Origin of the sequence: Limnohabitans sp. INBF002, from assembly GCF_027924905.1 — a bacterium.
Lineage (GTDB): Bacteria > Pseudomonadota > Gammaproteobacteria > Burkholderiales > Burkholderiaceae_C > Limnohabitans.
Map to the genome: position 1 here is coordinate 1811586 of NZ_AP027055.1, position 21122 is coordinate 1832707.

Annotated in this window: 17 protein-coding genes; 8 read left to right on the forward strand and 9 right to left on the reverse strand. The window is 57.1% G+C overall.

The window, feature by feature from the left end; genetic code table 11:
• The first annotated feature begins 6 nt into the window (after positions 1-6).
• A complete protein-coding gene (locus QMG15_RS08935; RefSeq protein WP_281788317.1) occupies positions 7-1527 on the forward strand; it encodes a TRAP transporter large permease subunit in 1521 nt (506 codons plus the stop codon).
• A gap of 74 nt (positions 1528-1601) precedes the next feature.
• On the forward strand, positions 1602-2117 hold the full coding sequence (locus QMG15_RS08940; RefSeq protein WP_281788318.1) for a hypothetical protein: 516 nt from the start codon (positions 1602-1604) through the stop codon (positions 2115-2117).
• A gap of 74 nt (positions 2118-2191) precedes the next feature.
• Here QMG15_RS08940 and QMG15_RS08945 read toward each other — a convergent pair whose 3' ends face one another.
• The 4 genes from QMG15_RS08945 to QMG15_RS08960 all read right to left on the reverse strand — a co-directional run bounded on the left by QMG15_RS08945 (position 2192) and on the right by QMG15_RS08960 (position 6485).
• Positions 2192-3271: a TRAP transporter substrate-binding protein gene (locus QMG15_RS08945; protein ID WP_108401673.1), complete on the reverse strand. Its 1080-nt coding sequence runs from the start codon at positions 3269-3271 to the stop codon at positions 2192-2194.
• A gap of 176 nt (positions 3272-3447) precedes the next feature.
• A complete protein-coding gene (gene dxs / locus QMG15_RS08950; RefSeq protein ID WP_281788319.1) occupies positions 3448-5304 on the reverse strand; it encodes a 1-deoxy-D-xylulose-5-phosphate synthase in 1857 nt (618 codons plus the stop codon).
• Between the two features lie 6 nt (positions 5305-5310).
• The gene (locus QMG15_RS08955) at positions 5311-6231 is read right to left on the reverse strand and encodes a polyprenyl synthetase family protein (protein ID WP_108402784.1); all 921 of its coding nucleotides are present in this window, start codon (positions 6229-6231) and stop codon (positions 5311-5313) included.
• 8 nt (positions 6232-6239) lie between these two features.
• The gene (locus QMG15_RS08960) at positions 6240-6485 is read right to left on the reverse strand and encodes an exodeoxyribonuclease VII small subunit (protein ID WP_108357874.1); all 246 of its coding nucleotides are present in this window, start codon (positions 6483-6485) and stop codon (positions 6240-6242) included.
• A gap of 167 nt (positions 6486-6652) precedes the next feature.
• Here QMG15_RS08960 and QMG15_RS08965 point away from each other — a divergent pair, with 167 nt between their 5' ends.
• The 3 genes from QMG15_RS08965 to QMG15_RS08975 are packed head-to-tail and all read left to right on the forward strand — an operon-like array spanning position 6653 to position 9558.
• Positions 6653-7783: an aromatic ring-hydroxylating dioxygenase subunit alpha gene (locus QMG15_RS08965; protein ID WP_108401674.1), complete on the forward strand. Its 1131-nt coding sequence runs from the start codon at positions 6653-6655 to the stop codon at positions 7781-7783.
• A 9-nt stretch (positions 7784-7792) separates the two neighbouring features.
• Positions 7793-8689, forward strand: a complete 897-nt coding sequence (locus QMG15_RS08970) for a DMT family transporter (protein WP_281788320.1) — start codon at positions 7793-7795, stop codon at positions 8687-8689.
• Between the two features lie 11 nt (positions 8690-8700).
• Positions 8701-9558: a sulfurtransferase gene (locus QMG15_RS08975; protein WP_281788321.1), complete on the forward strand. Its 858-nt coding sequence runs from the start codon at positions 8701-8703 to the stop codon at positions 9556-9558.
• A 2-nt stretch (positions 9559-9560) separates the two neighbouring features.
• Here QMG15_RS08975 and QMG15_RS08980 read toward each other — a convergent pair whose 3' ends face one another.
• Entirely contained in the window at positions 9561-10394 is an 834-nt protein-coding gene (locus QMG15_RS08980) for a ZIP family metal transporter (protein ID WP_281788322.1), read from the reverse strand.
• Between the two features lie 82 nt (positions 10395-10476).
• Positions 10477-12387 (reverse strand): FAD-dependent monooxygenase, encoded by a 1911-nt coding sequence (locus QMG15_RS08985; RefSeq protein WP_281788323.1) that lies wholly within the window; start codon positions 12385-12387, stop codon positions 10477-10479.
• 126 nt (positions 12388-12513) lie between these two features.
• Here QMG15_RS08985 and QMG15_RS08990 point away from each other — a divergent pair, with 126 nt between their 5' ends.
• The gene (locus tag QMG15_RS08990; RefSeq protein ID WP_281788324.1) at positions 12514-12954 is read left to right on the forward strand and encodes a MarR family transcriptional regulator; all 441 of its coding nucleotides are present in this window, start codon (positions 12514-12516) and stop codon (positions 12952-12954) included.
• Here the strand turns inward: QMG15_RS08990 and QMG15_RS08995 are convergent.
• Complete coding sequence (locus QMG15_RS08995) at positions 12951-13583, reverse strand: LysE family translocator (protein ID WP_108357881.1); 633 nt, start codon at positions 13581-13583, stop codon at positions 12951-12953. The genes QMG15_RS08990 and QMG15_RS08995 overlap by 4 nt on opposite strands.
• Before the next feature lie 21 nt (positions 13584-13604).
• Positions 13605-16403, reverse strand: a complete 2799-nt coding sequence (polA, locus tag QMG15_RS09000) for a DNA polymerase I (protein ID WP_281788325.1) — start codon at positions 16401-16403, stop codon at positions 13605-13607.
• A gap of 417 nt (positions 16404-16820) precedes the next feature.
• On the opposite strand from polA, the gene QMG15_RS09005 reads away from it, so the two are divergent.
• A complete protein-coding gene (locus tag QMG15_RS09005) occupies positions 16821-17783 on the forward strand; it encodes a homoserine kinase (protein WP_281788326.1) in 963 nt (320 codons plus the stop codon).
• A 3-nt stretch (positions 17784-17786) separates the two neighbouring features.
• The gene (locus QMG15_RS09010) at positions 17787-18563 is read left to right on the forward strand and encodes a BPSS1780 family membrane protein (protein ID WP_281788327.1); all 777 of its coding nucleotides are present in this window, start codon (positions 17787-17789) and stop codon (positions 18561-18563) included.
• 6 nt (positions 18564-18569) lie between these two features.
• Here the strand turns inward: QMG15_RS09010 and QMG15_RS09015 are convergent, their stop codons facing one another.
• The gene (locus tag QMG15_RS09015; protein ID WP_281788328.1) at positions 18570-20996 is read right to left on the reverse strand and encodes a UvrD-helicase domain-containing protein; all 2427 of its coding nucleotides are present in this window, start codon (positions 20994-20996) and stop codon (positions 18570-18572) included.
• Positions 20997-21122 lie beyond the last annotated feature (126 nt).

Below are 21122 nucleotides of genomic sequence, written 5' to 3' on the forward strand. Positions count from 1 at the left end.
ACGATCATGCAAATGGAAAACTTCGCACCCATCATGTTCGCCGGCCTTGTGCTGACGATGCTGATTGGCTTCCCCGTCGCGTTCTCGCTGGCGTTTTTAGGCTTGGCTTGTGGTCTCTTCGCCATCAGCATGGACTGGTTCCCTGTGAGCTTCATGTCCAACTTGCCGTTGAACATTTTTGGCATTCTCAGCAACGACTTGTTGCTGGCCATCCCCTTCTTCACCTTCATGGGTGCCATCCTTGAAAAGTGTGGCCTCGCCGAAGACATGCTCGACTCCATGGGTCAGCTGTTTGGCACCGTGCGCGGTGGCTTGGGCTACTCGGTCATCATCGTGGGCTTCATCTTGGGCGCGATCACCGGCACGGTGGCTGGCCAGGTGATTGCCATGGCCTTGATTTCACTGCCCGTGATGATTCGCTACGGCTACAACATGCGCTACGCCACCGGCGTGCTGGCGGCCTCGGGCACCATCACCCAGCTGGTGCCACCTTCACTCGTGTTGGTGGTGATGGCTGACCAGCTCGGCCGTTCTGTGGGCGACATGTACAAAGGCGCTTGGGGCCCATCGATTTTGCAAGTCGGCATCTTCGCGCTCTACACCTTTGCCCTCGGTCTGATCAAGCCCGATCACGTGCCAGGCATTCCTAAAGAAGCGCGCACAGCAGACGGCTTCCATCTGTGGATGAAGTGCTTGCGCGGCATCATTCCTTCAGCCTTCTTGATCTTCGCGGTCTTGGGCTCGATGGGCGGTTTGCCAGGCATCAACACCGCCATCGCCACCCCCACCGAAGCCGGCGCCATGGGGTGCGTGGGCGCCTTGATCTTGGCGGCCATTCATAACCGTTTGGACAAAGACCTGATTTGGGAAGCCATGCACAGCACCATGCGCCTGACCGCCATGGTGGTGTTCATCTTGATTGGTTCACGCGTGTTCTCTATGGTGTTCCAAGGTGTGGACGGCGCCAAGTGGGTCGAACACTTGCTGACAGGTTTGCCTGGCGGCGTGGTGGGCTTCTTGATTGTGGTGAACATCTTCATCTTCTTCTTGGCCTTCTTCTTGGACTTCTTTGAAATCGCCTTCATCATCTTGCCCATGCTCGGCCCAGTTGCCGAGAAGATGGGCATCGACATGGTGTGGTTCGGCGTGCTGCTGTGCGTGAACATGCAGACCAGCTTCATGCATCCGCCATTCGGCTTTGCGCTGTTCTATCTGCGTGGCATTGCTGACACGCTGTTCAAAGAAGGTCGCATCGAAAAACCTGTCAAGTCCAACGACATTTACATGGGCGCCATTCCTTGGGTGATCATGCAAGTGATCTTGGTGGTGATCGTGATCTTCGTGCCCGAGACAGTGACCATGTTCTTGGACAAAGAAGAAAAGGTCGACCTCGACAAAGTGGTCATTGAAATGCCCACCGAGCAAGAGGTGCCAGAAGCTGAACTCAAACTCGATGGTGCCAAGCCTGCGGCAGGCGAAAGCGCTGCCGAAGAGCAAAAGCGCATGGAAGACTTGTTCAAAAAATAAAGTCTCCAACGACGAGCAGCCCCTCCGGTACGCCTGAGGGGCTTTTTCTTGCCAGTCACATCACACCTATCCGCATGACCACCTCCGAACAAACCACCACCCCGGCATTAGGCCCAACACCCTTTGTGTTTCACCCCTCCATCGACGGTGGCATTGAAGGTCCAGCTTTTTCACGCTGGTTTCAAGCCATCACCTGGACCACCTTGGTCGGGTCAGGTTATTGGCTGCTGACCTTGTGGCAGCAAGGCAAGTTTGGCGGTGACACCAGCGTCAATGGCTTGCGCAATGCGGGTTGGTTTGTGCTGGGTTGGGCCCTGCTCGCCTGGACCACATGGCATGTCATGCACAGCCGTGCACGACTCGATGCCAAAGGCATTCACCAAACCTGGATTTGGGACAAGCACATGAGCTACGACGAGCTGGCCTATGCCAAGCTCATCCGTATCCGTGGCTTGGAATGGTTCATGGCACCACGCTTTTACGTGCGCACCTTGATGGGCAAATTTGCCGTGTTCTACATCAGCAGTCCGCAAGTGCAAGCCGAATGCGAACGCCTGAGCGCAGAGCTGGCGGCGTTTCGCGAGTTTTAAAAAGACTTAAAAGCAAACGCCCATAAAAAAACCGCGCCGTAGCGCGGTTTTTTTGTTCCTGCACAAAGGCTGAATTACAGCTTTTGCTTTTGCATGAACGAGTCGAACTTGGCTTCCGTGAATTGGAACCACAGGTTGGAGTCGCCACGGAACTTCGCGTAGTCGGTGTAGACCTTTTTCCAGTTGGGGTTCTTGGCACTGATTTCGTCGTAGAAAGCCATGGATTCTTTGAAGGCAGCAGCCATCACGTCTTTCGGGAACTCGCGCAACTTGGTGCCAGAGCCCACCAACTGCTTCAAAGCAGCGGGGTTGCGCGCGTCGTACTTGGCTTGCATGTCGGTGTGCGCCATGGCAGCAGCGGCTTCCACGATGGCCTTGTTCTCAGGCGACAGGGCAGCGAATGCTTTGTCGTTGATGAAGAAGTCCAATTCTGGGCCACCCTCCCAGAAACCTGGGTAGTAGTAGAAGGGCGCAACTTTGCTGAAGCCCAATTTCAAATCGTCATAAGGGCCAATCCACTCAGCTGAGTCGATGGTGCCTTTTTCCAAAGCGGGGTAGATATCGCCACCAGGAATGTTTTGTGGCACAACGCCCAAACGCTCCAACACTTTGCCGCCGAAGCCACCGATACGGAACTTCAAGCCCTTCAAATCATTCAACGATTTGATTTCTTTACGGAACCAGCCACCCATTTGAGCGCCTGTGTTGCCGCCTGGGAAGTTCACGATGTTGTACTTGGCGTAGAACTCGCGCATCAGCTTCAAGCCGTTGCCTTCGTACATCCAAGCAGTCATTTGACGGCTGTTCAAACCGAAAGGAATGGCACAACCCAAAGCAAAGGTTTCGTCCTTACCGAAGAAGTAGTAAGGGGCTGTGTGAGCCATTTCAACGGAGCCTTGTTGCACACCGTCCACCACGCCGAACGCAGGCATGATTTCGCCAGCTGCGTGCACCGAGATTTCGAACTTGCCACCCGACATGGCTTTGACAGCCTTGGCGAATGTGTCAGCAGCACCGTGGATGGTGTCGAGCGACTTAGGGAAGCTCGAGGCCAAGCGCCAACGGATAGCAGCTTGTGCGTGCACTGCTGGGGCTGCACCGGCAGCCAAGATACCTGCAATGCCAGCGTTTTTAATAACGGAACGACGGTCCATGAAAGACTCCCATGAGTTGTTAAAACAAATCCTGTTAAGCCGCACTTTTAAAAATGCCAAGCTTCAGCGATGGGGCATTGTATGCAGTTGATGAAGGGCCACCATGCGCGGGTTTACCCCCGAAGAACTTGTGTTTCAAAATTCTTCAGAGGGCTTGAAATTACTTCAATTGAAAGTTAATTCAAAAGCGCTGAGAAACGCTTTTTGATGGACGCTTGAATGCCCGCAGCATCCAAACCCAACTCGGCCAACAACTTAACTGGGTCACCATGTTCGGTGAACACATCACCAATGCCTAATACCAACACCGGTTTAATTTGCTGCAACTCTTGCAAAGCTTCAAGCACCGCAGAGCCAGCGCCGCCCATGACGGCACCCTCTTCCACAGTCACCAAAGCATCGTGCGTGGCAGCAATTTGGGCAAGCAACTCTGTATCGAGTGGCTTGGCCCAACGCATGTTCACCACCGTGGCATTGAGCGCTTCGCCCGCTTGCAACGCGGGATAGAGCAGCGTGCCAAACGCGAGGATAGCAATGCGCTTGCCTTCGCGGCGCACTTCGCCTTTGCCAAACGGCAAGGCCTGGAGGCCTGGCTGTACAGGCACGCCTGCACCTGCACCACGCGGGTAACGCACGGCCACGCAATGGTCTTGCTGGTAAGCAGTCGTCAGGAGCTGACGGCATTCGTTTTCGTCCGCAGGGCACGCCATGCTGACGTTGGGAATGCAACGCATGAACGCAATGTCGTACAAGCCCGCGTGCGTGGCGCCATCGGCACCCACAATACCTGCACGGTCGAGCGCCAGCACCATGGGCAGCTTTTGCAGCGCCACATCGTGAATCACTTGGTCGTAGGCGCGTTGTAAAAACGTGGAGTAAATCGCCAACACGGGCTTGACGCCCTCGCACGCCAAACCAGCGGCAAACGTGACGGCATGTTGCTCGGCAATGCCCACGTCGTGGTAACGCTCAGGAAAGCGTTTGTGAAACTCGACCATGCCCGAGCCTTCACGCATGGCGGGCGTGATGCCCACCAACAAGGGGTCGTGCTCGGCCATGTCGCACAGCCACTGGCCAAACACTTGGGTGAAGGTGGTTTTGGCCACGCCCGTGCTAGGCACCAAGCCCACCGCAGGGTCAAACTTGCCTGGCCCGTGGTAGGCCACGGGATCAGCCTCGGCCAGTTTGTAGCCTTGGCCTTTTTTGGTCACCACATGCAGGAACTGTGGGCCTTCTAGGTGCTTGATGTTTTCCAGCGTGGGAATGAGCGACTCAAGGTCATGGCCATCAATCGGGCCGATGTAGTTGAAACCAAATTTTTCAAACAAAGTGGCGGGCACCACCATGCCTTTGGCGTGTTCTTCAAAGCGTTTGGCCAGTTCAAATAAAGGTGGTGCGCCTTTGAGCACTTGCTTGCCCACCTCTTTGGCGGCCGAGTAAAACTTGCCGCTCATCAACTGCGCCAAATAGCGGTTGAGCGCGCCCACGGGCGGGCTGATGGACATGTCGTTGTCGTTCAAGATGACGAGCAACTTAGACGTAGACACACCGCCGTTATTCAGCGCCTCAAAGGCCATGCCCGCCGTCATCGCGCCGTCGCCAATGACGGCAATGGCGTGGCGCTGCTCGCCTTTTTGTTGCGCAGCAATGGCCATGCCCAAGGCGGCCGAAATGCTGGTGGACGAGTGGGCGGTGCCAAAGGCGTCGTACTCGCTTTCGTCACGGCGCGGAAAACCGCTCAGGCCGTGGCGTTGGCGCAACGTACCCATTTGGTCGCGGCGGCCGGTCAGAATTTTGTGAGGGTAAGTTTGGTGACCCACGTCCCACACGATGCGGTCGTGCGGGGTGTTGAACACATAGTGCAGCGCCACGGTCAACTCGACTGTGCCGAGGTTGGAGCTGAGATGGCCTCCTGTTTTGGCCACGCTTTGAATCAGGTACGAACGCAGCTCATCGGCCAGCGCAGGCAACTGGTGGCGCGGCACAGCCCGCAGGTCAGCAGGCGAGTTGATGGTTTGCAACAAATTAGGCATGGTGGTTCACGTGTTCCGGTTCACCACACGCTCAGCCAAGGCGGCCAGCGTGTGGGTGTGCGTCAAGCCTGTGCTACGCAAGGCGTCTAACGCCTCGCGCAGCAACGACTGCGCATATGACTTTGCTTCTTCCAAACCCAACAAGGACACATAGGTGGGTTTGTCGTTCGCAGCGTCTTTGCCTGCGGTTTTACCAAGCGTGGCTGAATCGGCGATGACATCCAAAATATCGTCCACCACTTGAAAAGCCAAGCCCAAGGCTTGACCATAGCGTTTGAGGCCGCTCAATGCTTGTGGTGTGGTCTCTCCGCAGGCCGCGCCCATCATGACACTGCCTTCTAACAAGGCCCCAGTTTTCAGGCGGTGCATCTGACGCAACTGATCTTCGTTCAAAGCCACGCCCACGCTGGCTAAGTCAATGGCCTGACCACCCGCCATGCCTGCATGCCCTGCCGAGGTGGCGAGCAAGCGACACAAACGCGCTTGTACGCCATCGGGAATGGCTGAAGACTCAGGCGTGAGAAATTCAAACGCCAAAGCCTGCAGAGCATCCCCCGCGAGCAAGGCTTGGGCTTCGCCAAACTGCACATGCACGGTGGGTTTGCCACGACGCAGCACATCGTTGTCCATGCAAGGCATGTCATCGTGTACCAATGAGTAGGCGTGAATCAATTCCACCGCACACGCGGCCCGCAAAGCCGCTTCATCTAACGCCGCATCTTTTGAACCGTGGGCCACTGCCTCACGCGCCGCCAGCACCAACAAGGGGCGCAAGCGTTTGCCGCCATCGAGCACGGCATAACGCATGGCATCGCCCAAGCCTGCAGGGGCTTGCGGGCTGATCCAGCCAGATAAAGCTTCTTCGACGACGGCTAACCAGTGGTTGCTCCATTGGTCGAGTTCGGTGGATGTCATGTCATGGGGCATGGAGGCGCTCACGTGGGTGTCCATGCTTTCAAAGCACCGTTGTCAAGCACTTTGATTTGTTGTTCGACCGCGTCCAACTGAGCACGGCAATAACCCAAAAGTTCAGCACCGCGTTGGTAGCCTGACAACAAGTCAGCCAAAGGCAACTGGCCGGATTCCATTTGCTGCACCAAGCCCTCTAGCTCTTTCAAAGCCGCCTCATAGCTGGCGGGCGCAGTGTCTGCGCTGCTTGGGGTGATTTTTGCTTTGGGCATATGTGCGCAATCCAGTGTTGAGGTGGGTCAAATAGCCTGCCATTTTAGGCTGCACGCGGGGCAAAGTTTGCCCCCTTGGGTACAATGGGCATCCTTCAATCGACCTTCGGGCCGATTTATTTTTGTCCACTTACCTCCCTGTGGGGAGTCTTTAGGTCAGGTCACCCATGTCTGATTTAAGTCTTCAACTGCAGCAGGCTCACAGCCAACTACCAGTTACCAGTTACTTTGACGAGGCGCTTTTTCAGCGCGAACTGGAGACCATCTTTCAGCTCGGGCCCCGTTATGTGGGCCATCAGCTTGCCGTGCCCAATGTGGGCGACTACTACGCTTTGCCCCACGAAGGCGAAGGGCGTGCGCTCGTGCGTTCGGCCAAAGGCGTAGAACTGGTATCGAACGTGTGCCGCCACCGCCAAGCAGTGATGCTCAAAGGTCGTGGCTCTTTGAACACCCAAGCCCCAGGCTCGGCGGGCGGCAACATCGTATGTCCCTTGCACCGCTGGACGTACGCCCCTTCAGGCGAATTGCTGGGCGCCCCCCACTTTTCGCACGACCCGTGCTTGAACCTGAACAACTACAAGTTGCGCGAGTGGAATGGCTTGCTGTTTGAAGACAACGGCGTAGACATTGAAGCCGACTTGGCCAACATGGGCCCTCGCGCGGCCTTGGACTTCACAGGCTTCGCCCTTGACCGCGTGGAGCTGCACGAATGCAACTACAACTGGAAAACCTTCATTGAGGTCTACCTTGAGGACTACCACGTAGGCCCCTTCCACCCAGGCCTCGGTCAGTTCGTCACGTGCGATGACCTGAGCTGGGAGTTCAAAGAGAACTACTCGGTGCAAACCGTGGGCGTGTCGGAAGGCTTTGGCAAACCGGGGTCGCCTACCTATCAAACATGGCACGACATGCTGCTGAAGTACCGCAACGGCGAACTGCCCGAGCGCGGTGCCATTTGGCTCACCTACTACCCCCACATCATGGTGGAGTGGTACCCGCATGTATTGACAGTCTCCACACTGCACCCCATCAGCCCAACCAAGACACTGAACAGGGTGGAGTTTTATTACCCAGAAGAAATCGTCGCTTTCGAGCGTGAATTCGTCGAAGCCCAGCAAGCTGCCTACATGGAAACGTGCATTGAGGACGACGAAATTGCCGAGCGCATGGACGCTGGCCGCAAGGCCCTGATGCAACGCGGCGACAACGAGGTCGGCCCCTACCAAAGCCCCATGGAGGACGGCATGCAGCACTTCCACGAGTGGTACCGCGGCAAACTCAATTTCACAAGCCCCTAAGGCCACCGCATGCAAGCCTTGTGGATGTTGCTGGGCGCAGCCTTCTTTGCCACCATGGGCGTTTGCGTCAAGTTGGGTTCGGAGCACTTCAATTCAGCTGAACTGGTGTTCTACCGCGGCGTGGTGGGCATGGTGTTTTTAGCCATCATCGCCAAACAACAAAAGGTATCACTGCGCACGCAATACCCCAGCATGCACGTGTGGCGCTCCACCATTGGGGTGTTGTCGCTCAGCGCATGGTTTTATGCCATTGCCAAGCTGCCACTGGCCACCGCCATGACGCTCAATTACATGAGCAGCGTGTGGATTGCAGCCTTCTTGGTGGGCGGTGCACTGATCAATTGGAAACCGCAAGAAGACAAAAGTCCTTGGTCACAAGGCCCGTTGGCTTTGAGCGTGATTGCAGGCTTCGCTGGCGTGGTGATGATGTTGCGTCCCACCGTCGAACAAAACCAAATCTTCGCGGGGCTCATTGGTTTGATGTCAGGTTTTGCCGCTGCTTTTGCTTACATGCAAGTGATGGCCTTGGGCCGCATCGGTGAGCCCGAAACGCGCACTGTGTTTTACTTTGCGATCGGGACCACCCTCGCGGGGCTTGTAGGCATGGGCTTTGCCGGTGTGTCCGAATGGCATTGGCAGCATGCGGTTTGGCTGCTGCCTGTGGGTGTGTTTGCGTCGCTGGGTCAACTGTGCATGACACGTGCCTACAGCAAGGGCGCCACCTTGGTGGTGGCCAACTTGCAGTACTCGGGCATTGTATTTGCCGCGCTCTACAGCTTGCTGCTGTTTGGGGACGATATCCCCCTCATCGGCTGGGCAGGCATGGCCCTCATCGTGGTCAGCGGCATGGCCGCCACCTTGTTGCGCGCGCGTGCTGCACCCAACGCACCTGCTGAAGAGCATTGAAGGAAATCACCATGTTCACCACCCTCATTTCTGTCACCCAACTTCAAAGCATGCAAACCAGCGGCGTACCGCTCTTGGTCTTGGACTGCACCTTTGATTTGATGAACCCAGCTGCGGGCTATGCCCAGTATGTAGAACAACACATCGCGGGTGCACAACACGCAGATTTAGACAAACACCTCGCCACACATGATCCTGCACTGCGAGTCAACGGGGGACGGCATCCACTTCCCCAACGCGAAGTTTTCGCGGCATGGTTACAAAGCGTGGGCGTGAACCAAGACACCCAAGTGGTGGTGTACGACCGCAACGGCATGAACTACTGCGGTCGCTTGTGGTGGATGCTCAAGTGGTGCGGCCACGACGCAGTGGCTGTGCTGGATGGCGGCTTGAAAGCCTGGATGAACGCAAGCGGCGCGCTGGCGTCTGGCGCAGAAGCGGCGCACGCGCCAGGCAACTTTGCATTGCGCGAACCTTTGGTGAAGTTGGTCACGACCGCTGCCGTTTCTGGACATCTGAACGATGGCACGCAAACCCTCATCGATGCACGCGGTGCACCGCGCTACCGCGGCGAAGTGGAGCCACTCGATCCTGTGGCCGGCCACATCCCAGGCGCATTGAACCGTCCGTTCAACACCAACCTCAACGCCGATGGTTTTTTCAAAAGTGCGGATGAATTACGTACTGAATTCACAGCCTTGATCGGCAGCGCTAAACCCGAAACAGTGGTGCACCACTGCGGCAGCGGCGTGAGCGCTGTGCCCAATGTGCTGGCCATGGAAGTAGCGGGCTTAGGGCGCACAGCCTTGTATGCGGGCAGCTGGAGCGAGTGGTGCAACACGCCCGGCCTGCCCTGCGAAAAATCTTGAACCTAGTGCTGCGCCCACTCGCCTAAAGCGGCGACGAGGGCAATGCCTGCAAACAGCCAAGTCACTTGGGCCGCCGTCTCTTTGGGTGAGAGGCGCTTTTGCAGTTGTGGAATCAAATCTGCCAGCGCGACATAAATAAAGCTGCTGGCAGCCACCACCAAGAAAAATGGCAAGTACTCGTGCAACGCGCCCACGAGCAAATAGCCCATCACACCACCAATTGCCGTCACGCCACCGGCCAGCGTGAGTTTGAACAACGCAGCGCGTGGGTCGTTGAGCGTTTGGCGCAACACCACCAAGTCGCCCACATGGTGCGGCACCTCATGGGCCATCACAGCCAAAGCTGCGGCAATACCCAAACGTGGGTCAGCCACAAAAGCAGCCGCAATCAAAATACCATCGCCAAACGCGTGCACGCTGTCACCCAACAACACCGCCCAACCACCGCTTTGGTGGCTATGACTGTGACCGTGATGGTGGTCGTGTGTGTGGTGTACATGTTCGCTGTGGTCGTGTTCATGCGCATGGCCGTGTGCATGGTCTTGCCCGTGCTCATGCCCGTGGTGCCACAGCTCGGCTTTGTCGAGCAAAAAGAAAAACACCAAGCCCACCAGCAGTGCCACAAATAAAGCATGCGCCGAAACGCCCGCCTCCACAGATAACTCAAACGCCTCTGGCAACAAGCGTGTGAACGCCGTTGCCAACAAAGCACCCGCCGCAAGACTCAACAAATGCTGGGTAAAACGCGACAGCAGTGCATAAGCCAACAAGGCAGCCAGCCACACACTGCCCATACCAGCGACTAAGGTGCCAACAAGAATTGAGATCAAGGTCATGGGCTGATTATCTCGCGCGAAATACCTATGCCCAGCGACCTGACTTTGTCAGGGCTGGGCATAGGTTGATCAAGCACACAGATTATCGGAAGACACCCGCGAAATAAGCCGCCAATTCATCAAATCCATCCAGCGGCAAAACGTGCGCCACATACTGATCGGGACGAACCACGACCATGCAGCCCTTGTCGCGATTGATGCCACGCATGTCGAAGATGTCGCCCACACCCTTGTGGTCCACGCAAAACACTTTCTCGTGGTCTTGCAAACCCAGCTTGCCCGTTTTTGGCTTCAGCAGAGAAGGCATGTTTTCGTAGGCCAGCTGGTCAAAGGTTTGTTGGAACACAGCACGGAAATCAATCACCGTGTCAATGTCCTCACCCTTGCGCGTGTGCTTGACGATAGGCGAGTTGGGATTGGTTTCTAGCCAGTCTGCCAGTTTGTGAATGGCTGAGCCTGGGTTTGAGCTGTCTGATTGCGCAGCAAACGCGTAGATGCGCCAGCGTGCATCGGCCTCTGCCACATGGCCCAGCTGCATTTGCTTGGCGTCTGACACACGCACCACAGGCGCTGAGTGAAAACGGCGGCCAATCTCTTCGCCTTTGGCCAAGGCCTGGTGCGTGCTGGCGGCGAACAGATAAGACGTGTCGTACTTCACGGCGGTGCCGCCGGTGAACTCTAAGTTGTCTTTGAACTGACGAATGATGCGTGGCTCTTCCGTGCCATCACGTTCCGCCTGCGTGGTCGGTGCCGACATCACGCGTGACCATTTGTGATCGGTCTCTACCAACCGTTTGGCTTCGGTCAAACGCTCTTTGGAATAGCTTCGCAGCAAACTTGGTTTAGCGCGCCCTTGCAACACATGCACCAGTTTCCAACCAAGGTTGAAGGTGTCTTGCATGGACACGTTCATGCCCTGCCCCGCTTTGGGTGAATGGGTATGACACGCATCGCCTGCAGTGAACACACGTGGGTCGCGGTCCACGCCCTCGGGCACATCGTCAAATCGGTCGGTGATGCTGTGGCCAATGTCGTAAATCGACCACCAGACCACTTCCTTCACGTCAATCGCGTACGGCTTGATGATGCGGTTGGCCGCCGCAATCATGTCGTCTTGGGTGAACTTGCGATGTGCGGCTTTTTCGTCAGGTTTGAGCTTGTCAAGCTCGACATACATGCGGAACACATAGCCACCTTCGCGCGGCAAGATGAGCACGTTGCCTTCGTTGGCAGAAGAGATCAAACACTTCTGGCGCACATCAGGGAAATCGGTGTTGGCCAAAATGTCCATCACCCCCCACGCTTGGTGCGCGGCATCGCCGTGCAACTCGCCGCCAATCGCTTTGCGAACGGCCGAGTGCGCACCATCGCAGCCCACCACGTAGTTGGCGCGCACAGTGCGTGTAGCGCCCCAGTTCACGCCGCTGTCGTCACGCAGGGTCACGGTCACAGGGTGGTCGTCGGTGGTGGGATCGATCGTTAAACCCACCACTTCCCAGCTGTAGTCGGGCTCGAGTCGTGAGGGAGAATTTTTCATCACCTCCAAAAACAACTCATGCAGTCGCGCTTGGTTGATCAAGATGTGCGGCATTTCCGAGCTGTCATCAGCCACGTCTTGCACGCGGCCCACGCGTTTGATGTGCTCTGGATTTTTGGGGTCGGGCATCCAAAACGCAGTTTGGTTGACCCAATAGGTTTCGCGCTTGACCTTGTCGGCAAACCCAAACGCTTGGAACATTTCCATGGTGCGTGTGTTGATGCCGTCGGCCTTGCCCTTGATGATGTTGCTGGGCATGCGCTCGGTAATCATCGTTTCGATATCTGGGAACTGAGACAACTGAGCAGCCAAGCACAAGCCTGCTGGCCCGGTGCCAGAAATCAGCACATCCACTTTTTCAGGCAAGGGTTCGTTGATACCGCGGTTACGTCGGTTGGGCGCGGCTGGCTTGATGTCAGGGTTACCGCCTCTAAATCCATTTTTGTATAACTGCATGTCTTGTCTCCAGCAATTGAAAAAACACCGAAATTTCGGCACCGAACAAATGATAACTGTACTTACTAATTTCCGTCAAGAGGGTATGTATCATTACCAAATTAAATATTTCAGGAAAACACAGGCATGGTCATGCATGACATGGCGGGGCACTTGATACGTCGCCTGCACCAGCAATCCACCCAACTCTTTGCGCAGCGCACACAAGCGGCGGGTTATGACCTGACCTCGGTTCAATACGCAGCGCTTGACGCCATCGCGAGCAACCCTGGCGTGGACCAAGCCAGCGTGGCAGAAATCATTGGCTACGACCGCGCCACCATTGGCGGTGTGATTGAACGTTTAGACACCAAGGGCTGGGTGCGCCGTGTGGTGAGCGAGCAAGACCGCAGATCGCGCGAGCTGTCATTGACGGCCAAGGGCAACAAAATTTATTTGGCACTGCAGCCCATCGTGCATGAGTTGCAAGCAGACATTCTTCAACCCCTGAACCAAGCCGAACAAGAGCGTTTTATCAGGCTGGCCCGCCAAGTGGTGTGGCACGACACATCGACCGACGAGGCCTAAGAAATAAAAATCAAACGGGCGCCAAGGCCACAGAAAATAACACCAGCCAAGCGATCAAACCACAATGCCACCAGCGGCCAGCGCGCAAACCACTGCCCCACAGTGCCCGCAAAGTAGCCCAGCAAACCAAACAGCAACGCCGCTTGCACGGTAAACGCCACACCCAGCTGCGCCAACTGCCAAGGCACCTCGCCGCGATCAGATGCCACAAACTGCGGCAAGAAGGCCAAGAAGAACAACATCACTTTGGGGTTGATGGCATTGGCAAACACACCGCGCCAAAGAAGTTGCAGGGCCGACTGATCAGGGGCATCGGAGGAGTTGACAGGTACGTTAGCCCCACCCCGGCTACGCAAAGCCTGCACACCCAACCAAAACAAATATGCGCCGCCCCCCATGCGCAAAGCCGCAAACGCCACAGGCGATGCCACCAGCAAAGAGCTAACCCCCACCACCGCCAACAGTGTGTGGCTTAAACAACCCAACGCACACCCCAAACCAAACGCCATGCCCTGCTTGCGGCCACGCGACATGCCGAGGCTGAGCACCATCAGGTTGTCGGGGCCGGGCGATAGGGTGATGAGGCTGGCAGCCAACAAGAAGGCGAGTAACTGATCGAGGCTGAGCATGGTGCTGTTTTCTACAAAGCTTTAGTGCGCCTTGTCCCAGTTGGGTCCCACACCGACCTCTGCCAGCAGAGGTACTTTGAGCTGAGCCACGTCAGCCATCAAGCGTGGCACTTCGGTGCGCACCCATTCCACTTCTGACTCGGGCACTTCAAACACCAGTTCATCGTGCACTTGCATGATGACTTTGGTTTCGCGCTGTTGTTGGTCAATGGCTTTTTGCACGGCCACCATGCTCATCTTGATGAGGTCGGCGGCTGTGCCCTGCATGGGCGCGTTGATGGCGGCGCGCTCTGCGCCTGCGCGGCGTGGGCCGTTGGGGCTGTTGATTTCGGGCAAGTACAAGCGGCGGCCAAACACGGTTTCAACATAACCTTGTGCTTTGGCTTGTTCGCGTGTGTCGTCCATGTAGCGCTTCACGCCCGCGAAGCGTTCAAAGTAGCGGGTGATGTAGTTCTTGGCCGCGGTGTTGTCGATGCCCAGCGCCTTGGCCAAACCAAAGGCGCTCATGCCGTAGATGAGGCCAAAGTTAATGACCTTGGCATAGCGGCGTTGCTCGGTGCTCACGTCGCCCACGGCCACGCCAAACACTTCAGCGGCGGTGGCGCGGTGCACGTCTAAACCTTCGTGAAAGGCTTTCACCAAGGCCTCGTCGCCACTGATGTGCGCCATGATGCGCAGCTCGATCTGGCTGTAGTCGGCGCTGGCAATCACGCAGCCCGCAGGGGCCACAAATGCTTCGCGCACTTTGCGGCCTTCGGCAGTGCGAATCGGGATGTTCTGCAAGTTGGGGTCGTTGCTAGACAGGCGACCCGTTACCGCCACGGCTTGCGCGTAGTGCGTGTGCACGCGGCCTGTGCGTGGCAAAGCCATCAGCGCCAGCTTGTCGGTGTAGGTGCCTTTGAGCTTGCTCAAAGACCGATGCTCCAAAATCTTGGCGGGCAACGGATAGTCTTCGGCTAATTTCTCCAGCACTTCTTCGTCGGTGCTGCGTGCGCCCGTGGCGGTTTTTTTGATGACGGGCAAGCCCAGTTTGTCGAAGAAGATTTCGCCCAGTTGCTTAGGGCTGGCCAAGTTAAACGGCTGGCCCGCAATTTCGTACGACTCGTTTTCCAACTGCACAATGCGTTGGCCCAGCGCGTGGCTTTGTGCGGCCAAGGTGGGCGCGTCAATCAACACGCCGTTGCGCTCGATGCGGTACAGCGCTTCGCTGCTGTCAATTTCCAGTTGGTAGATAAAGCGCAGTTTGTCGTCGGCTTGCAAACGCGGCCACAACACGTGGTGCACGTCCAGCGTCATGTCGGAGTCTTCGCACGAGTATTCGGTGGCACGAGCCACGTCCACTTGCGAGAACGGAATTTGGTGCGCGCCTTTGCCGCACAGGTCTTCGTAGTTCAACCCTTTGCGGCCCACATGGCGCTCGGCCAAGCTGGCCAAGCCGTGGGGCTTGTGCACTTCCAGCACATAGCTTTGCAGCATGGTGTCGTGCGCGTAGCCCTTCACCTCAATGCCGTGGTTGGCCATGACATGGCGGTCGTATTTGATGTGCTGACCCACCTTGTGAATGGCTGGGTTTTCAAACCACGGTTTGAGCTTGGCCAGCACCTCGTCGATGGGCAATTGGGTGGGCGCATCGCCGTAGCTGTGGGTAAGCGGGATGTAACAAGCCTCACCCGGCTTCATTGAAAAACTCAAGCCCACAATCTTAGCGCGCATGGCGTCGAGTGAGGTAGTCTCGGTGTCAAACGCCACCAGCTCTGCAGCTTGTAGTTTGGCCAGCCAGGTGTCAAACGCCTCCCACGTCAACACGCAGTCGTACGCTTTGTCGCTCACTTGCGAGACCGTGGGCTCGGGTTCGTCAAACAGGCCGGGGTTGGGCTCAAACTTTGGCTTGGCAGCAGCGCCTGATGCGCGTCCTGCTGAACTGCTTGAATCAGTGCCCTCGCTGATGGCGCGGGCCAAGCCCTTGAAGCCATAGGTCTCATAAAAGGTTTTGAGTGCAAGCTTGTCGGGCTCAGCCAAGTGCAGCGTATCCAGCGCGGGCAAACCCGGCACATAGGCCGACAAATCGCAATCGGTTTTCATGGTCACCAGCTGGCGGCCCGTGGGCAGCCATTCAACCGCTTGACGCAAGTTCTCGCCCGCCACGCCTTTGATGGCGCTGGCGTTTTGCATCAAGTTGTCGAGCGAGCCATATTCCATCAGCCACTTGGCGGCGGTCTTGGGGCCGACCTTTTGCACACCTGGCACGTTGTCCACCGTGTCGCCCACCAAGGTTTGGTAGTCAATCATCAGCGAAGGCGGTACGCCAAACTCGGCAGTCACACCCGCCACGTCGCGCTTCTTGCCGTTCATGGTGTCCATGATGGTGATGTGTTCGTTCACCAGTTGGCTCAAGTCTTTGTCACCGCTCGACACCACCACCGTCACGCCTTGCTTGGCAGCGGTCACGGCCAAGGTGGCAATCACGTCATCGGCCTCAACGCCAGGCACATCGAGCACGGTCCAACCCAACATGCGCACCATGGCGTGAATGGGCTCGATTTGCGAGCGCAAGTCATCAGGCATGGGCGAGCGGTTGGCTTTGTACGCGGGGTACATCTCGTCGCGGAAAGTGGGGCCTTTGGCGTCAAACACGCAAGCGGCCAACTGGGTGGGCACCTCTTTGCGCAGGGCTTGCATCATGTTGATCATGCCGCGAATGGCGCCTGTGGCGGCGCTCGTTGGGTCACCGGGTACAGCGCGCAAGTCGGGCATGGCATGGAAGGCGCGGTAGAGGTAGCTGGAGCCGTCGACCAGCAGCAATGTTTTGGATTCACTCATAACTGTTGATTGTGCCGTGGGTTGTTGTGTTGCCTTTGTGCTTTGTTGCTGGGCTCGCTGGACGCGACTGGTGGGCGTCGCTGCTTCATGCTGGCGTACCAGAAATCATGGCGACGCCCACCAGCCACGCCCAGACTACGGCATAGGTTTTGGCACGCCTTCTGCATGGCTCGTGCCTTTGGCACATTGCCACGCAACGCAAACACGACTGCCGCTCGTAGGAACTGATGTGGCAATCGCGACAGCGGAGCCACAACACTGCAGGCCGTAGTCTTGGGGGTTGAGGGATGAGCGGGTGACGATTTCTGGTACCCCAGCATGAGGAACCCGCTCATCCCTCAACGTCCAAGCGAGCCCAGCAAAAGAAGCAAAGCCCCCCCAACTACAATGTGCGAACTTTTTAACCCCTTGGCAGTCATGGCAGTTTTCACCGAAGTTTCAGAGTCCTCCGCGCAAGAACTGCTGTCCCAACTCAAGCTTGGCGAGTTGGTCGAACTCAAAGGCATCCAAGGCGGCATTGAGAACACCAATTACTTTCTCACCAGCACCGAAGGCCAATACGTGCTCACGCTGTTTGAGCGCCTCACGCACGAGCAGCTGCCGTTTTATCTGTACCTGATGAAACACTTGGCACAAGGCGGCATTCCTGTGCCAGACCCCATGTCTAACCAAGACGGCGACATCTTGCTCACCGTGGAAGGCAAGCCTGCTGCGGTGGTCAACCGCTTGCGTGGCAAAAGCGAGCTAGCACCCACCGCTGCCCACTGCGCCGCTGTGGGCGACATGCTGGCCCGCATGCACTTGGCTGGCCGTGACTACAACCGCCAGCAACCCAACTTGCGCGGCCTGCCTTGGTGGAACGACACCGTGCCAGTGGTGCTGCCGTATTTGGACGCATCGCAAGCCGCGCTCATTCAAACCGAGCTGGCTTATCAAAACCACACAGCCGCGTCATCGGCTTACGCCGCCCTGCCCCGTGGCCCCATCCACGCTGACCTGTTCCGCGACAACGTGATGTTTGATGGCAGCCAAGAAGCCCCCGAGCTGAGTGGCTTCTTCGACTTTTACTTTGCAGGCGTGGACACCTGGCTGTTTGACGTGGCCGTGTGTTTGAACGACTGGTGCATCACCCACGTCGATGGCACGCACGATGCGGCCAAAGCCAAGGCATTCATTGACGCTTATCAAGCCGTGCGCCCTTTCACACCAGCTGAGCGCCAACTGCTCAACCCCATGTTGCGTGCGGGCGCTTTGCGTTTTTGGACCTCGCGCCTGTGGGACTTCCACCTGCCGCGCGAAGCCAGCATGTTGCAACCCCACGACCCGACACACTTTGAGCGTGTGTTGCGCCAACGTGTGGCACACCCTGTCACACTCTGATCTATGAAACTCAACGTCGTCCCCGCAAAAACTGGCTCACTCTGGGTGCGCCAAGGCATTCGCGCTTTTTGGAAGCAGCCCCTCGCACTCAGCGGCTTGTTCTTCATGTTCATGGCCAGCATGTCCATCCTCTCTATCGTGCCGGTGCTGGGCGGTTTTTTGGCTTTGATGCTGTTGCCCGCTGCTTCGCTGGGATTGATGGCCGCCACACGCGAGGTGGAGTTGGGTAAATTCCCCATGCCTTTTATCTTGGCCGCAGGCTTCACAACGGGTAAAGACGGCAAACGCAACATGTTGGTGCTGGGCGTTTGCTACGCCTTGGGCTTCATCGGCGTGATGGGTTTGTCCGCACTGGTCGACGGCGGTGACTTTGCCAAGTTGTACTTGGTCGGCGGCTCGCTGGAGATGGACACCTTGATGAAGCCCGAGTTTCAAAATGCCATGTGGCTCTCGCTCATGTTGTATTTGCCTTTGTCGATGGTGTTTTGGCATGCGCCCGCACTGACACATTGGCACGCTGTCCCTGTGGTGAAAAGCATGTTCTTCAGCACCGTGGCCTGCTTAAGCAACTGGCGCGCCTTTTTGGTGTTTGGACTCATGTGGTCCTTCATCTTCTTGGGCACCACCTTGGCCATCACACTGCTCTCTGGCGCATTTGGCGACAACGACTTTGCCGCCATGGCCTTGCTACCCGCCATGTTGATGCTGGCGGCAATGTTTTTTTGCTCGACGTATTACAGCTTCAAAGACTGCTTCACGTCTGACGTGATTTACGCGTAAGGTGCGTCACACCTGTGTGAGCTTGGCCACACTCAGCGCCAGCCACTTGGTGCCGTGACGCGGGAAGTTCACTTGCGCACGTGCATCGTCGCCTAAACCTTCAATGCTGATCACCGCACCCTCGCCAAACTTGGCGTGGAACACCTGCACACCGCTGCGCACCCATGCGTTAGGACCACTGGTCACAGGGGCTGCACGTTGAGGTACAGGCTTGGGAGCCACGGCTGTAGCCGCACCGCCACCCCATGCGTTGTTTTGCCAGCCGTTGTTGTTCTGCCATGCATCGCGGCGCGAAGGCATGGCATAGGCAAAGGCTGAACGCGCAGGCGTGATCCACTTCATCGTGTGCTCTGGCAGCTCTTCGAAGAAACGACTTTTCAAGTTGTAGCGCGTTTGGCCATGCAACATGCGGGTTTGCGAATGGCTCAGGTACAAACGCTTACGCGCACGTGTGATAGCCACATACATGAGGCGGCGTTCTTCTTCCAGGCCGTCAAAGTCGTTCATCGAGTTTTCGTGGGGGAACAAGCCCTCTTCCATGCCTGTGATGAACACGCAATCAAACTCCAAGCCCTTCGAGGCATGTACCGTCATGAGCTGAATGGCGTCTTGACCCGCTTGCGCTTGGTTGTCGCCCGACTCCAACGCGGCATGCGTGAGGAAGGCTGCCAAGGGCGACAAGGTTTCGCCGGTGTCGGCGTTGATCATGGTTTGGGGTGCAGCTTGGCGTGTGAGTTCGCCTTCGCTCGGCATCGCGTTTGTGTCTGTCGCCAAAGGCTGACCGTGCTCGTCAATCGGCAAGGCCACAGCATCGCGGCCAAAGCCTTCTTGCGTGACAAAGCTCTCGGCAGCGTTGACCAATTCCTGCAAGTTTTCAATGCGGTCTTGGCCTTCGCGCTCACCTTGGTAGTGGGTGATCAAGCCTGAGTGGTCAAGCAACAGCTCAATGATTTGGCGCAGATTTTGCCCCTGTGTTTGCTCGCGCAGCACATCAATCTTGGCCACAAAGGCACTGAGGTTGGCACCGGCTTTGCCCGCCACGGCCGTGACGGCGTCGCTCATGGCGCAGCCCATGGCACGCGAGGCGTCTTGCAGCTGTTCGATGCTGCGCGCGCCAATACCACGCGGCGGGAAGTTGACCACACGCATGAAGCTGGTGTCGTCGCGTGGGTTTTCTAACAAACGCAAATAAGCCAAAGCGTGTTTGATTTCAGCGCGCTCGAAGAAGCGCAAACCACCGTACACGCGGTACGGCATGCCTGCGTTGAACAGTGCGGTTTCGATCACGCGGCTTTGTGCGTTGCTGCGGTAGAGCACCGCAATTTCGCTGCGGTGCTGCACACCATTTGCGCCAGCGCCACGATCACCCACATCATTTTTGCCATCACGCAAGAGTTGCTTCATCTCCTCCACCATCCATTGCGCCTCGGCAAAGTCGGTGGGGGATTCATACACACGCACAGGCTCGCCTGCGCCCTGCGTGGTGTGCAGGTTTTTACCCAAGCGGCCTTTGTTGTGGCTGATCAGATGGTTGGCACTGTCCAAGATGTTGCTGAAGCTGCGATAGTTTTGCTCGAGCTTGATTTGGTGTTCAACCTTGTACTCGCGCACAAAGTCGGCCATGTTGCCCACGCGTGCGCCACGGAAGGCGTAAATGCTTTGGTCATCGTCGCCCACAGCCAAGATGGCACCGCCGCCTTGGTCCACTGGGCCAGCGAGTTGCTTGAGCCAGGCGTATTGCAGCTTGTTGGTGTCTTGAAATTCGTCCACCAAGATGTGTTGAAAGCGGCGGCGGTAGTGCTCGCGCAGCGAGTCGTTGTCGCGCAGCAGCTCGTAAGAGCGCAGCATGAGTTCACCAAAGTCCACCACACCTTCGCGTTGGCATTGGGCTTCGTACAGCTCGTAGAGCTCCACACGTTTGCGGTCGTCTGGGTCGCGGGCCACCACGTCTTTGGGACGCAAGCCGTCCTCTTTGCAACCGGCGATGAAGCGCATGGTTTCTTTGGGTGGAAAACGCTCGTCATCCACATTGAACTGTTTGCTCAAACGCTTGATGGCGCTGAGCTGGTCTTGGGTGTCCAAGATTTGAAAAGACTGGGGCAAGTTGGCCAGCTTCCAGTGGGCCCGCAAAAAGCGGTTGCACAGACCGTGAAAGGTGCCCACCCACATGCCGCGCACACTCACAGGCAACATGGCCGACAAACGCGTGAGCATTTCTTTGGCAGCCTTGTTGGTAAACGTGACCGCCAAGATGCCGCCCGGCGACACCTGCCCGGTTTGCATGAGCCACGCGATGCGCGTGGTCAGCACCCGCGTCTTGCCCGAACCCGCGCCCGCCAAAATCAGCGCGTGCGCCTGAGGCAACGTGACCGCCGCCGCTTGTTCGTTGTTGAGGCCTTGGAGCAAGGGCGAGGTATCGGGTGAAAAATGCATCCGTCAATTTTAGGGTTTAGAATCAGCCACCGGGCCCAAGATTCTTGCGCTCGGTTTTTTTATGCCTGCACTTTGCACCTGAAAAAACCGGCCAAGCCAAGCGCTCAATCTTCGAACGTTACTTTC